The sequence below is a fragment of the Flexivirga caeni genome (genome assembly GCF_003724155.1).
Classification (GTDB): Bacteria; Actinomycetota; Actinomycetes; order Actinomycetales; family Dermatophilaceae; genus Flexivirga; species Flexivirga caeni.
The window spans coordinates 186,467-199,213 of sequence record NZ_RJJQ01000004.1 but is presented as its reverse complement, the minus strand read 5'-3'; the positions used below and the strand labels follow the sequence as shown (position 1 = coordinate 199,213).

The window sequence follows — 12,747 nt, the reverse complement described above, 5'->3', positions numbered from 1 at the left end:
CCGGTCACGCCAACCCCATGGTGTGCGCAGTGAGCGGACCGACGATGCCGTCGGGGACCGAGTGGTGGCTGCCCTGATATGCCTTGACAGCGGCTTGGGTGATCGGCCCGAAGATGCCGTCGGCAGTGAGGTGCAACACCCGCTGCACCCCGACGGCCTCGGCGCCCTGGCTGCCGTACTCGATGGTGACCCAGGATGTCGGCGGGCTGGTTGTGGCGCCGATGACCTGGCTCAGCGTGCGGAATTTGTACCCGCGGGCCTTCAGTGCAGGAACCTTGCGCGCATAGCCGGGTGCGGTGCCCCCACCGGGACGGTTCATATGGCTGATGACGATGTCACCAGGCGAGGCCGTGCACGCCTCGGTGCAGACCGTGCCGGCCGGGTAGGTCGAGCCCGCGTCGCCGTTGATCGCGAAGCTGACCAGCTCCTGGCCCATCAACGCGGCCGCCCGCGCTCCCACGTCATCAGTGAAGCACGTCCCCACCCGCATGAACCGCGGATTGTGGTTGAAGTAGCGGCCTATGTAGCCATCGACCGTTCCCCATCGACACGGCTGGTCTTCTTACCAGCGGCTTCGGTCGGGTAGCGAGCGGACCTCGGCTCGGCGAGCCAGGTCTCGACCCATGCGCCCGTGTTACGGCGTTCTGGGTCGGTCACGTCACTCCTCAACAAATCCGGTTTTAGGAATGTCAAAGCCCCGGCGAGATGTAGCCCTATCGCCAAGGCCAGCGCTCCACCGGGGCGTCATCAACAAGATATACCAGCCAATCCAGCCTCAGCGAGCCGCTGAATCGCACGAACCGCCCGCGTCTGCCACTGCCTCAACGGGCGGGCCGGGAAGACGATCTGGACCGCCGCATTGAACGACAACGGCGTCAACCCTGCGACGGTCGGGATGAAACTGTCCTGACGCCAACGGTTCTCGACGTTCGCACGTCTAGTCAAGGCCTGCAGTCTCGGCGTCATAGTCGGCCAGCCACTGTCGCTTCAGTTGCTCCAGCGACCTACCGAAGTATTTCCGTGCGAGGGGGCTCGTCTCACGAGCTGGGGACGTGATGGCCTTGTTGTAGAAATCAATACCTGCGCCCAGATCCCGCTTCATGAGGTAGGCGACGAACCATTCAGCGAAGAAGTAGGCGTCATACCCCGTGGCCGGTGCGTACAGCTGCGTTTCGGTCGGAAGGTAAGGGCGCCTGGCCGGCTTCCGCTCCACTGTGCCCGTCAGCGCTGTGGACGCCCACTCGGCAGCACCTTCGATGAGCCAGCGCGGAGCGGTCTGATCACCGCTGGGCAGAGTGACCGCGTGGAACACCTCGTGCGCGATGGTGTGCTCGAACGACAGATGGTGCCCTCCTGCTGCTGTGGTCGTCGCAGCATCGATGTTCGGGTTGAGCACGACCCACGGCAGCTGCGGTGACAGCGGAGTCACCGTGACGCCCGCAACCTCCGTGAGACTGGCGGCTCCGGCATCCAGCCAGACTTGGAACTCGCGCGCGGTCGATGGCACCAGCATCAGGATTGGGTGGGCCTCAGCGCGGCCCACCAGACCCGCCGCCTGCGCACCGAACTCGTCGGCCAAGGAAGCGATGGTGTCGACAACGGCAGCCGGCCGGCTCCCGATCGCTACTGTGTTCTCCACGGTCTTCGCGGTCATACCGGCACCGAGCGGCACCACCTGATCCAGCCCGCTCGCAGCCAGTCGCGCCGACGGCGTCTCGGGAACACTTTCAGCCGCAATTGCTGCCGGGTCAGTAACCGTCGGGCGCACCGACCTCGTCACCGGCGCGGAGCGGGCATGCGCTGATGCACTGTAGCCGGTGAGCAGCGCCATACCGACGCCACCCGCCATACACCCGAATGCCTCGCGGCGAGAGATCTGCGCCATTCCGACGAGCCCCCAATCTGTCGCTGCCCGACGGCTCAGTCTACGACCCGAGCGAGCCACCATTCGGCGAGGAAGGGGTCGCAGTCACTCCACCAGCTCGGACAGCTCCAGCCAGCGTTCCTCGATCTCCTCGCGCTGCACATGTATGGCGCGCAACTGGCCGTCCAGCTCGGTCGCGCGAGCAGGGTCGGTGGCGGCTTCGACCAGGGCGTCGTGCAGCTTCTCCTCCTGGTCGGCCAGCTTGCTCAGCGTGCGCTCGATGCGCCCCATCTCCTTGCGCGCGTCACGCTGTTCCGCGGCGCTGACCGCCGATCGGGCCTCGGGCGCCGGCACCGTCGCAGCGGGTTGCGGAGCCACAGAAACCGTTGCAGCGGCACGCAATTCGAGATATTGCTCAACCCCTCCGGGCAGCTCCCGGATGCGCCCGTCACCCAGCAACGCGACCTGCCGGTCACACATCCGCTCCAGCAGGTAACGGTCGTGGGACACGACGATCAGCGTGCCGGCCCAGCCGTCGAGCACGTCCTCCAGCGAGGTCAGCGTCTCGATGTCCAGGTCGTTGGTCGGCTCGTCGAGCAGCAGCACATTGGGCTCGGTCATCAGCAGCCGCAGCAGCTGCAACCGGCGTCGTTCACCACCGGACAGGTCACCGACCCGCGTCTGCTGCCGGGCACCCGAGAAGCCCAGCCGCTTCGCGAGGGACGACGCGGAGACCTCCTTGCCGCCCAGCATGATGAAGCTCTTCACCTCGGTGATCGCGTCGATGACACGCTGCCCGTCATACGCGTCCAGCTCGCGCACTTCCTGGGTCAGGAACGCCAGCTCGACGGTGCGACCCTGCTTGCGCTTGCCTGCGGTCAGCGGCTGGCTGCCCTCGATCGCCCGCAGCACGGTCGACTTGCCCGCGCCGTTGACGCCGACGATGCCGGTGCGCTCCCCCGGCGCGAGCCGCCACGTCTGCTTGTCCAGGATCCGCCGGCCGCCCACCTCGACCGTCGCGTCGATCAGGTCGATCACGTCCTTGCCGAGCCGGGTCGTGGCAAACCGCACCAGGGCCACCTCGTCGCGGGGGTCCGGCTCGCCCTTGATCAGCTCGTTGGCGGCGTCGATGCGGAATCGCGGCTTCGAGGTGCGCGCCGGAGCGCCCCGCCGCAGCCAGGCGAGCTCCTTGCGCAGCAGATTCTGCCGCCGGTCCTCGGTGGCCGCGGCGACGCGGGCACGTTCGCTCTTGGCGAGCACGTATGCCGCGTAGCCCCCGTCATACTGCTCGACCCGCCCGTCGACGACCTCCCAAGTGTGCTCGGCGACCGCGTCCAGGAACCAGCGGTCGTGGGTGATCGTGACGAACGCATTGTCCGGCCGGGCCCGGCGGCGCACCAGGTGCTCGGCCAGCCACTGCACGCCCTCGACGTCGAGATGGTTGGTCGGCTCGTCGAGCAGCAACAAGTCTGGGTCGTCGATCAGCAACTGCGCCAACGCGATTCGCCGCCTCTCGCCACCGGACTTGGTGCCGACGATCGCGTCCGGACCACCGATCGCGGCGAAGGTCACGCCACCCAGCAACCCGCCGAGGACATCGCGGATGCGCGGATCGCCCGCCCATTCGTGCTCGGCGCGGTCGCCCAGCACTGCCGCACCGACGGTTGCCTCGGGATCGAGCCGGTCGTCCTGGCTCAGCATGCCGGTTGTCAGGCCGCCCACCCGCGTCACCCGGCCGGAGTCGATCAGCTGCGTGCCGGCAAGCACCCGCAGCAGTGTCGACTTGCCCCCGCCGTTGCGTCCGACGACCCCGATGCGGTCGCCGGTGCCGACACCGAGCGAGACCCCGTCGAGCACTTGGTTGGTGCCGAGGGCAAGCGAAATCGACTCAGCGGAAAGCAGATTGGGCATCAGACAGTCTTCGTTCCGGTATGACGGTGCCGACTCATCGGCGCCGCAGGTCGTGCATCAGGTGCGCGCCGTGCACCGGCCCGCTCGCGCTGACCACTTCGTCGCAGATGTTGCTGGCCGACAGCGTCACCATCAGATCGAGAGCGGACGTGCGGTCGGCGCACAGGAAGGCGACCGTCGGGCCGGACCCGGAGACGATCGCTCCGAGCGCACCGCTTGCGAGGCCGGTCGTCATGGTCTCGGTCAGCCGGGGCATCAGCGTGCAGGCGGCGTCCTGCAGGTCGTTGTAGAGGTTGGCCGCGAGGGCATCGACGTCGCCGGCACGCAGCGCGGCCATCAGCGCGGCGTTCGGAGCCGGCTCCGGCACGGCCCGGTTGCCGCGCAACCGGTCGCATTCGGCATAGACGGCCGGGGTGGACAGTCCCTCATGGTGCAGCGCGAAGACCCAGTTGAACGTGCCACGGGTCAGCACCGGCACCAGGTGCTCGCCGCGACCGGACCCGAGCGCGGTGCCGCCCTCCAACGCGAACGGCACGTCACTGCCGAGCCGGGCCGCCATGTCCTGCAGCTCCCGCGGGCTGAATCCGGTCGCCCAGAAGGCGTCGACGGCCACCAGCGCGGCCGCGGCGTCGGCGGAGCCGCCCGCCATACCGCCGGCGACCGGGATTCGCTTGACGACCTCGATCGCGAGGCAGTCGTCGGTGCCGACGCGAGTGGCCAGGAGCCGCGCCGCGCGCAGCGCGAGGTTGGTGTCGTCGTCCGGCACCAGGTCCTCACCCACCCCGGTCGTGGTGACCGACCACTGGTCCGCGGCACGCACACTGACCTCGTCATGGATGTCGACAGCGTGGAAAACCGTTGAGAGAGAGTGAAATCCGTCATCCTCGAGCGGCCCGACGCGTAGCTCGAGGTTGACCTTGGCCGGCACGCGTGCCGTCACCGGGGCCGTGGACGTCACTTCCATGCCCGTCACCCTATGCGCTGCGCCGAAATCGCCGCGAACTGCCCGATCGTCAGCCGCTCCCCGCGCAACGACGGGTCGACACCCGCCGCCCGCACGATGCGCTCGGACTCCTGGGGCGACCCTGCCCACGGTGCGAGCGCCGCGCGCAGCGTCTTGCGCCGGGCCGCAAACGCCGCGTCAACGCACGCGAAGACATCCTCCCGGCTCGCCGCGGTCTGCGGCGGATCACGGCGGGTCATCGACACCAGACCGGAGTCGACGTTGGGTGCCGGCCAGAACACGCTGCGCCCGACGCGGTCGGCCAGCCGCACGTCGGCATACCAGGCGGCCTTGACGCTCGGGACTCCGTAGACCTTGCTGCCGGGCGCGGCCGCGAGGCGCTCGGCGACCTCCAACTGCACCATCACCAGCACGCGCTGCAGCGACGGAAACCGCGCGAGGAAGGACAGCACGACCGGGACCGCGACGTTGTAGGGCAGGTTGGCAACGAGGGCGACCGGCTGCGGGTCGGGCAGCTCGGTGACCGCCATCGCGTCCTGCTGGATGACGCGCAACCGGTCGCTCAGCTGCGGCGCGAGTTGCCCGACGGTGCGCGGCAGTTGCTTGGCAAGGCGCGGGTCGACCTCGACCGCGGTGACATGTGCCGCCGCGTCCAGCAGCGGCAGCGTCAGCGAGCCCAGGCCCGGGCCGACCTCCACGACGCTGTCCCTCCGCCCGACTCCCGCGAGCCGCACGATCTTGCGGACGGTGTTGGGGTCGATGACGAAGTTCTGGCCCCACTGCTTGGTCGGCCGCACGCCCAGGCTGCCGGCGAGCTCGCGGACCAGCGGCGCAGTCAGCAGGGCGGCGGCGTCTTCGGTCACCCGCCGACTCTAACGGCACGCTCAGTCCACCTCGCGAACCTCCAACGCACCGTCCGCGAAGCGCTGCCGCAGGGTCTTCTTGTCGAACTTGCCGACGCTGGTCTTGGGCACTTCGTCGATCACCGCCCACTTGTCCGGCAGCTGCCAGCGCGCGACCTTGCCGGCGAGATATGCGCGCAGGTCACCGGCCGTCGCGGTCGCGCCCTCCTTCAGCACCACCGTCGCCAGCGGCCGCTCCTGCCACTTGTCGTCCGGTATGCCGATGACCGACGCCTCGAGCACGTCCGGGTGCCCCATGATGGCGTTCTCGAGGTCGACCGAGCTGATCCACTCGCCGCCCGACTTGATGACGTCCTTCGCCCGGTCGGTGAGCACCAGGTAGGAGTCGTCGGTCAGCGACCCCACATCTCCGGTGCGCAACCAGCCGTCGTCGAATTTGCTTGCCATGTCGGCGAGTTCGGCCTCGCTCTCCGAACCGTTCGCATAATAGGAGCCGGTGATCCACGGCCCGCGGACCTCCAGCTCACCCACCGACTCGCCGTCGGCGGGCTGCAGCGAACCGTCCGGCCCGGCCAGTCGGCCCTGGACGCCGCACAGCAGCCGGCCCTGCGACTCGCGGTAGCGCCAGTAGTCCGGGGAGTCCGGAGCCACATCTCCCGGCGCGAGAGCGAGGCTGCCGACCGGAGACATCTCCGTCATACCCCAGCCCTGCACCATCTCGATGCCGAACTTCTCCGGGAAGGCCCGCAGCATCGCCGGCGGGGCGGCAGCACCGCCGACCATCAGGAACCGGCAGCTCGAGACGTCGACCGGCTCGTGCTCCAGTTGCTGCAGCAAGCCGTTCCAGACGGTCGGCACACCGGCGCCGCCGGTGACCTTGAGGTCGGCGATCATCCGAGCGAGCGGCTCGGGCTGCAGGTAGCGGTCGGGCAGCACCAGGCTCGCCCCGCTGATCATGGCGGAGTAGGGATAACCCCAGGCGTTGGCGTGGAAGAGCGGCACCACGATCAGCAGCCGGTCGGGCTGCCCGATCCCCAGCATCGACACCGCGGTCAGCGAGTGCAGGTAGTTGCTGCGGTGCGAGTAGACGACGCCCTTCGGGCTGCCGGTGGTGCCCGAGGTGTAACACATTGCGCAGCCGTCGTTTTCGTCGACATCCGGCCACTCGAAAGTCTCCGGTTGCCCGTCAAGGAACTCCGCCCAGTCGTGGACCGCCTCCACGTGGGCCGGGGCCGCGAGCGCATCGCGGACCTCCGCCGGCACCGGCCCGTTGACGACGACATGCCGGACCCGGGTCAGCGCCGGGAGCAGCTTGCTGAACGACTCGGCGAGCGAGTCGTCGACGATCACGACCTCCGAGCCGCCGTGCCGGGCGACGTAGGCCAGTTGCTCGGGGAAGAGCCTGATGTTCAGCGCGTGCAGCACGGCACCCATCGACGGCACCGCGAGATAGGCGATGACGTGCTCGGCGTTGTTCCACATGAAGGTGCCGACCCGCTGGTCACCGGTGATGCCAATACCGCGCAACGCGTGCGCGAGCTGAGCTGCCTTGGCGCCCACCTCGCGGTAGGTGATCCGCCGCGCGCCGGACCCGGTCCAGGTGATCAGCTCGCTGCGGGGGTGGGCCTCGGCGCCGTAGCGCAGGAGGGTCGAGATCAGCAGGGGCGTGCGCTGCATCGTGCTGTCCATAACCGGAGCGTTGCACATGCCGGCCGCATCCGTCACTGGTTCGGCGCGAGTGCATGGCAACCCGACAGAACGTTTGCACGAGCCCGTTCGGGTTTCGTTGTTTCTACCAAAGGGATATGGAAATATGCGACGAATGGAACGCCAGGAGTTGATGCGGCCGGACCCACCGACCGGACCGGTTCTCGGTGACCGGCGAACCCAGGTGCTCGCTCTGCTGCAAGCTGCAGCCGAACCGGCCACCGTTGGCCAGATCGCCGACCAACTGGGGCTGCATCCGAACACGGCGCGATTCCACCTGGACGGACTCGTCGAGCAAGGCCTTGCCCACCGCGAGACCGAGCAACGCGAACTGCCGGGCCGGCCACGGGCTCTCTACACCGCGAGCGCTGACAGCCCTCGATCGGGACAGCGCAGCTACCGGTTGCTGGCCGAGATCCTGACCAGTTACCTGGCCACCCGCACCAAGCAGCCCGGCCGAGCCGCGCTGGAAGCCGGTGAGGCCTGGGGCCGATTCCTCACCGACCGGCCGGCGCCGTTCCACCACGTCGACGCGTCCGCGGCGACCCGCCACCTGGTCGGGTTTCTCGACGAGATGGGGTTCGCCCCCGAAGCCGTGACGGTCCAGCGCGAGCGGCAGATCCTCCTACGTCAATGCCCGTTCCGCGAGATTGCCGAGGAACACCGCGAAGTGGTCTGCACCCTGCATCTCGGGCTCATGCGCGGCATGCTCGCCGAACTCGACGCTCCGCTCCAGGCAACCCACCTGGATCCCTTCGTCGAGCCGAACCTCTGTGTCGCCCGTTTCACCAAGACTGCCACCGGCCCTCGTGCGGGCACGCGCGCGCAGTGAGTTCCGACATGCCCGCCCGGCCCCACGCCGTCAGGCTCGCCCGTGTCTACGATCCGCCAACCGCCACGGACGGCACCCGCGTGCTGGTCGACCGAGTCTGGCCCCGTGGCCTGCGCAAAGAGCAGGCTCATCTCGACGAGTGGTGCAAAGCGGTCGCCCCGTCCACCGATCTGCGCCGCTGGTACGGCCACGACCCGGAGCGCTTTGCCGAGTTCTCGCGCCGCTACCGCGCCGAACTCGACCAGCCCGAATCCGGCGCCGCGCTTGCCCACCTGCGCGAACTCGCCACCCACGGAACCCTCACCCTGCTCACGGCTACCAAGAGCGCCGACATCAGTCAGGCAGCCGTCCTGGTGGACCTCCTCCGACACCATTCGCCCACGACAGCCGGTGTCCGCGCGGACCGTCGCGGACCGTCCTGAGACTCAGTCACCCCTCGAGAAAGGGCCACCCATGGAAAAGCGATCGCTGACCGCTCTTGGCAGGCAGCAACTGGCGGCGGCACGAACAGCCGGCAACGGGCGCAGCGCGCACACGGTCTACGGCGGCCACGAGCACACCCTGCGGCAGACCCTGATCGCCCTGACCGCGGGTAGCGCACTGAGCGAGCACGAGAGCCCTGGCGAAGCGACCCTGGTCGTGCTCCAGGGCCACGTCCAGCTCACCAGTGCCGCCGCGACGTGGGACGGCTCACCCGGAGATCACCTGATCATCCCGGCCGCGCGGCACGCGCTCAACGCTGTCGAGGACTCCGTCGTCCTGCTCACCGTCGCCAAGCCTCGCGGTGCCAGCTGAGCCCTCGACCACCCCGCGACCGCACATCACTCGTCGAGCGACCGAGCCGCCAACCGCTGCACCCACTCCGCGTGGTCCGCCCAGGTGTCGACGTCACGCCAGACAGCTTCGGGAGCGGGCACAGCGAGCAGGTCGAGACCGTCCAGCAGCGACCGCATCGACCGGTCGGTCGGGTCGCCGAGTTGCTCCGCGGCGTCATACAGCGCGAACGAGCGATAGCGTCCGAGCAACCACTGCATCCGTCCGCCCGGCTCGGCGATCACGACTCCGTCGGCGTCACCCGCCTCCGTGGTCGCCAGCAGCCGGATGGCGTCCTCCGCGCCGGGCTGGTCACACGCCACCAGACAGGTCCACGCAGCCGGTTCCTCGATCGCCAGCAACCCCGCCACCGTCGCAGCGGCCGGACCAGCGCCGGGCGGGTCCTCGACAACCCGGATCGCATGTGCGGGTACCTGCGCGGACGTGTCACCCACCACGACGAGGGTGCGGGCATCGCGCACCGCGTCCAGCGAACGCGACACCAGGCTCCGGCCGGCCAGCTCGACGGCCGCCTTGTCGACTCCGCCGAGCCTGGACCCGGCGCCGCCGACGAGGACGACCGCGTCGAACGCGATCATTTCTTCTGCAACGTCGGTTTGTCCCAACCACGCCCCGGTGCACGCGAACCCGTGCCTCGACCGGACCGCTCGTCCCGCGACCGGTAGACGATGTACGGCCTGGTGAGATAACCCAGTGGCGCGCTGAAGACGTGGACCAGCCGGGTAAACGGCCACAGTGCGAAGAGCACCATCGCGACGAGCGCGTGCACCTGGAAGCTCCACGGCGCATCCGCCATCAGCGACGGATTCGGCCGGAAGGTCCAGACGCCACGGAACCAGATGCTGACACCGTCACGATAGTTGTATTCGCCACCAAGATGAAAAAGACCGGATGCCAACGTGTTCCACACCCCAAGCACGATCGTGACGCCGAGGAAGACATACATAACCTTGTCCATCCGGGTCGTCGCAGAGAAGACCGGGCCGGTCACCCGGCGCCGGTAGATCAGGATCACCATGCCGGCCAGCGCGATCAGCCCGGCCGGTATGCCGCCCGCCAGCGCGATCACGTGGTAGCCGTGCTCGGAGATGCCCAGCGCGTCGGTCCACACCTTCGGGATCACCAGGCCGATGATATGGCCGGCAATCACGCCGAGCATGCCGAAGTGGAACATCGGGCTCCCCCAGCGCAGCAGGTTGTTCTCGTAGAGTTGCGAGCTGCGTGTCGTCCAGCCGAATTTGTCGTAGCGGTAACGCCATATGTGACCGGCGACGAAAATTGCGAGGCAGACGTACGGCACGATCACCCACAGGAAGAGGGCCATCAGGACACTCCTCGGGTGGAGACACCGACCTTGATCGGCACGGGTCGCGGATTGATGCGCGGGTCGAGACTGTATGGCGAACTGTCGATGCCCACCTCCTCCGAGGGAGGACCCGCCGCGATGAGCGCAGCAAGCGCGGTCTCATCATCCTCACCGAGCGACGACAAGGTCGCCCGGAGCGCGTCCAGGACCGGCAGCCAACGGGATTCGCGCCGCGCCAGCGCTGCGTGCAGGAGTTCGATACCGACCCGGTTGGCGTTGAGCAGCTTCCAGGCCGCTTCCCGGTCGGTGAACGCGCCGAACTCCAGCAGCACCGGCAGGAAGTCCGGCAGCTCCGCGCTGTCGTCGGCCAGCCGGACCCCGGCGCGCCGGTAGGCTTGTTTGAACTCCACGAGCGCCACACCCCGGCGGCGAGTGTCTCCGTTGGTGAAGAAGGTCAGGTGCAGGCTGCACTTGCGCGTCACGTCGAAGGTGTCGACGTAGTCGGTCTGCAGCGCGGTCAGTGGCAGACCGGACGCGTTGTCCAGGAAGTCCACCAGCGGACGGCCGACATCCGGCGGCAGGCGCTGGGCGACCTTGCGGAGCGCCGGAAATCGTTGCGCTGCTTGGGCATCGGGATATTCCAGCAGCAGCGAGACGAGCTGCCAGGTCGCCGCAAGGAGTTCGTCCGGCAACTCGGGTGTGGTGCGGCGATGACGTTGCCAGCGCAGGTTCTTCATCGGCTGTCCTTCTCGTGGCCTCGATACGCTCTCCCGCTGCGTTCCTTCGCTACTCGGCCATCCGGCGGGAACAACCCATCGGGGACGCCGCGGCCGTCCCAGTTGAGCAGGTTGACCCGGCCGCTCCTCGGGCTGTCCCGACCGGCGGCGCCGCCGTCGGAGGTCTGACGTGCCTGCAGCATCCGGAAGTTCTCGACGGCCACAGGTGTCAGCGCACCGGGCCCGGAGCCTTCGCCGAACGGAGCTGCGGACGACCCGAGATCGTCGTAGCCGCTGACTGCGCACTCCGTCGCCAATTCCTCCAGCCCATGGGCCTGTTCGGCGTGCGCGGTCGGTATGACGTAGCGCTCGTCATACTTCGCGATTGCCAGCAGCCGGAACATCTCGTACATGTCTTCGGCGCTCATCCCGACCGAGGCGGCGATCTCCTCGTCGGGGTCGCCACCGAGATTGACGTCGCGCATGAATGATCGCATCGCGGCCATCTTCCGCAGCACCCGTTCGACGGTGGCGACATCGCCGGCGGTGAAGAGGTTCGCGAGGTACTCGACGGGGATCCGCAGCGCGTCGATCGCGGCGAAGAGGTTGTGCCGGTCCTCGGCGTCGTACCCGGTGTCCTTGATGACGTCGACCACCGGTGACAGTGGCGGGATGTACCAGACCATCGGCATGGTCCGGAACTCCGGATGCAGCGGCAACGCGACCCGGTAGTCGGTGATCAACCGGCGGACGGGTGAGCGCTGCGCGGCCGTGATCCAGTCGCCAGGTATGCCGGCGCTCTCCGCGGCGCGTTGCACCTGCGGGTCGAACGGGTCCAGAAAGCAGCCGAGTTGAGCCTCGTACAGATCCTGGTCGTTCTCCACGGAGGCCGCTTCGAGGACACGGTCCGCGTCGTACAGCATGACCCCGATGTAGCGCAGCCGGCCCACACAGGTCTCGGCGCACACCGTCGGGATCCCGACCTCGACCCGCGGGTAGCAGAACGTGCACTTCTCGGCCTTGCCGGTCTTATGGTTGAAATAGACCTTCTTGTAAGGGCATCCGCTGATGCACATGCGCCAGCCGCGGCAGCGGTCCTGATCGACCAGGACTATTCCGTCCTCGGTGCGCTTGTAGATGGCGCCACTGGGGCAAGAGGCCGCACACGCGGGATTGAGGCAATGCTCGCAGATGCGCGGCAGGTAGAACATGAAGGTCTGTTCGAACTCGAACTTCACCTTGTCCTCGATGCCCTTGAGCATCGGGTCCTTGACGGCGTGTTCACGTCCGCCCGCGAGGTCGTCGTCCCAGTTGCCGGACCATTCGACGTTCATCGGCTTGCCGGACAGCAGCGAGTAGGGGCGGGCGACCGGATAGTTCTTGGTGACCGGTGAGTCGAGCAGCGTCTCGTAGTCGTAGGTCCACGGCTCGTAGTAATCCTGAATGCTCGGCAGCTTCGGATTGCTGAAGATGTTCGCCAGCTTCCACAAGCGGTTGCCCGAACGCAGCGTCAGCCGCCCGCCGGACGATCGCTTCCAGCCACCCCTCCACCGGTCCTGGTCCTGCCAGGTCCGGGGGTAGCCGAGCCCGGGCCGGGTCTCGACGTTGTTGAACCACACGTACTCCGTGCCCGCCCGGTTGGTCCATGCCTGCTTGCAGGTCACCGAACAGGTGTGGCAGCCGATGCACTTGTCGAGGTTCATCACCATCGACAGTTGGGCCATTACTCGCATCTTCGAAACACCTTGCC

The 12,747-nt window shown here is 68.0% G+C and carries 13 protein-coding genes; 3 read left to right on the top strand and 10 right to left on the bottom strand.

Annotation, left to right across the window (positions count from 1 at the left end; translation table 11 throughout):
• Positions 1-4 precede the first annotated feature (4 nt).
• The 6 genes from EFY87_RS06570 to EFY87_RS06545 form a co-directional block, all read right to left on the bottom strand.
• Entirely contained in the window at positions 5-460 is a 456-nt protein-coding gene (locus tag EFY87_RS06570; protein ID WP_158607532.1) for a peptidoglycan-binding protein, read from the bottom strand.
• A gap of 477 nt (positions 461-937) precedes the next feature.
• The gene (locus tag EFY87_RS06565; protein WP_123270665.1) at positions 938-1,885 is read right to left on the bottom strand and encodes a hypothetical protein; all 948 of its coding nucleotides are present in this window, start codon (positions 1,883-1,885) and stop codon (positions 938-940) included.
• Between the two features lie 84 nt (positions 1,886-1,969).
• Entirely contained in the window at positions 1,970-3,775 is a 1,806-nt protein-coding gene (locus EFY87_RS06560) for an ABC-F family ATP-binding cassette domain-containing protein (RefSeq protein ID WP_123270664.1), read from the bottom strand.
• A gap of 34 nt (positions 3,776-3,809) precedes the next feature.
• Entirely contained in the window at positions 3,810-4,739 is a 930-nt protein-coding gene (locus tag EFY87_RS06555; RefSeq protein ID WP_123270663.1) for a 4-(cytidine 5'-diphospho)-2-C-methyl-D-erythritol kinase, read from the bottom strand.
• A 5-nt stretch (positions 4,740-4,744) separates the two neighbouring features.
• Positions 4,745-5,602, bottom strand: coding sequence for a 16S rRNA (adenine(1518)-N(6)/adenine(1519)-N(6))-dimethyltransferase RsmA (rsmA, locus tag EFY87_RS06550; RefSeq protein WP_123270662.1), 858 nt, complete (start codon positions 5,600-5,602; stop codon positions 4,745-4,747).
• 21 nt (positions 5,603-5,623) lie between these two features.
• Positions 5,624-7,291, bottom strand: a complete 1,668-nt coding sequence (locus tag EFY87_RS06545; protein ID WP_123270661.1) for a fatty acid--CoA ligase — start codon at positions 7,289-7,291, stop codon at positions 5,624-5,626.
• A gap of 124 nt (positions 7,292-7,415) precedes the next feature.
• Here EFY87_RS06545 and EFY87_RS06540 point away from each other — a divergent pair, with 124 nt between their 5' ends.
• Genes EFY87_RS06540 through EFY87_RS06530 form a run of 3 tightly spaced genes read left to right on the top strand, consistent with a single transcriptional unit; the run spans position 7,416 to position 8,936 of the window.
• Positions 7,416-8,141: a helix-turn-helix transcriptional regulator gene (locus tag EFY87_RS06540; RefSeq protein WP_220093536.1), complete on the top strand. Its 726-nt coding sequence runs from the start codon at positions 7,416-7,418 to the stop codon at positions 8,139-8,141.
• A gap of 8 nt (positions 8,142-8,149) precedes the next feature.
• The gene (locus EFY87_RS06535) at positions 8,150-8,563 is read left to right on the top strand and encodes a DUF488 domain-containing protein (RefSeq protein WP_123270730.1); all 414 of its coding nucleotides are present in this window, start codon (positions 8,150-8,152) and stop codon (positions 8,561-8,563) included.
• Positions 8,564-8,594: 31 nt separating this feature from the next.
• On the top strand, positions 8,595-8,936 hold the full coding sequence (locus tag EFY87_RS06530) for a cupin domain-containing protein (RefSeq protein WP_123270659.1): 342 nt from the start codon (positions 8,595-8,597) through the stop codon (positions 8,934-8,936).
• A 26-nt stretch (positions 8,937-8,962) separates the two neighbouring features.
• Here the strand turns inward: EFY87_RS06530 and mobA are convergent, their stop codons facing one another.
• Genes mobA through narH form a run of 4 tightly spaced genes read right to left on the bottom strand, consistent with a single transcriptional unit; the run spans position 8,963 to position 12,730 of the window.
• The gene (gene mobA / locus EFY87_RS06525; RefSeq protein WP_123270658.1) at positions 8,963-9,553 is read right to left on the bottom strand and encodes a molybdenum cofactor guanylyltransferase; all 591 of its coding nucleotides are present in this window, start codon (positions 9,551-9,553) and stop codon (positions 8,963-8,965) included.
• Positions 9,550-10,299: a respiratory nitrate reductase subunit gamma gene (gene narI / locus EFY87_RS06520; protein WP_123270657.1), complete on the bottom strand. Its 750-nt coding sequence runs from the start codon at positions 10,297-10,299 to the stop codon at positions 9,550-9,552. The genes mobA and narI overlap by 4 nt, the downstream gene beginning before the upstream one ends.
• Positions 10,299-11,018 (bottom strand): nitrate reductase molybdenum cofactor assembly chaperone, encoded by a 720-nt coding sequence (gene narJ / locus EFY87_RS06515; RefSeq protein ID WP_123270656.1) that lies wholly within the window; start codon positions 11,016-11,018, stop codon positions 10,299-10,301. Before narJ ends, narI begins: the two co-directional genes overlap by 1 nt.
• The gene (gene narH / locus EFY87_RS06510; protein ID WP_123270655.1) at positions 11,015-12,730 is read right to left on the bottom strand and encodes a nitrate reductase subunit beta; all 1,716 of its coding nucleotides are present in this window, start codon (positions 12,728-12,730) and stop codon (positions 11,015-11,017) included. The genes narJ and narH overlap by 4 nt, the downstream gene beginning before the upstream one ends.
• Positions 12,731-12,747: the final 17 nt, after the last annotated feature.

What these genes read in the sequence shown, in the direction of transcription:
- EFY87_RS06565 (WP_123270665.1), bottom strand. Translation starts at nt 1,885, where the DNA reads ATGGCGCAGATCTCTCGCCGCGAGGCATTCGGGTGTATGGCGGGTGGC.
- EFY87_RS06560 (WP_123270664.1), bottom strand. Translation starts at nt 3,775, where the DNA reads ATGCCCAATCTGCTTTCCGCTGAGTCGATTTCGCTTGCCCTCGGCACC.
- EFY87_RS06555 (WP_123270663.1), bottom strand. Translation starts at nt 4,739, where the DNA reads ATGGAAGTGACGTCCACGGCCCCGGTGACGGCACGCGTGCCGGCCAAG.
- EFY87_RS06545 (WP_123270661.1), bottom strand. Translation starts at nt 7,291, where the DNA reads ATGGACAGCACGATGCAGCGCACGCCCCTGCTGATCTCGACCCTCCTG.
- EFY87_RS06540 (WP_220093536.1), top strand. Translation starts at nt 7,416, where the DNA reads ATGCGACGAATGGAACGCCAGGAGTTGATGCGGCCGGACCCACCGACC.
- EFY87_RS06535 (WP_123270730.1), top strand. Translation starts at nt 8,150, where the DNA reads ATGCCCGCCCGGCCCCACGCCGTCAGGCTCGCCCGTGTCTACGATCCG.
- EFY87_RS06530 (WP_123270659.1), top strand. Translation starts at nt 8,595, where the DNA reads ATGGAAAAGCGATCGCTGACCGCTCTTGGCAGGCAGCAACTGGCGGCG.
- mobA (WP_123270658.1), bottom strand. Translation starts at nt 9,553, where the DNA reads ATGATCGCGTTCGACGCGGTCGTCCTCGTCGGCGGCGCCGGGTCCAGG.
- narI (WP_123270657.1), bottom strand. Translation starts at nt 10,299, where the DNA reads ATGGCCCTCTTCCTGTGGGTGATCGTGCCGTACGTCTGCCTCGCAATT.
- narJ (WP_123270656.1), bottom strand. Translation starts at nt 11,018, where the DNA reads ATGAAGAACCTGCGCTGGCAACGTCATCGCCGCACCACACCCGAGTTG.
- narH (WP_123270655.1), bottom strand. Translation starts at nt 12,730, where the DNA reads ATGCGAGTAATGGCCCAACTGTCGATGGTGATGAACCTCGACAAGTGC.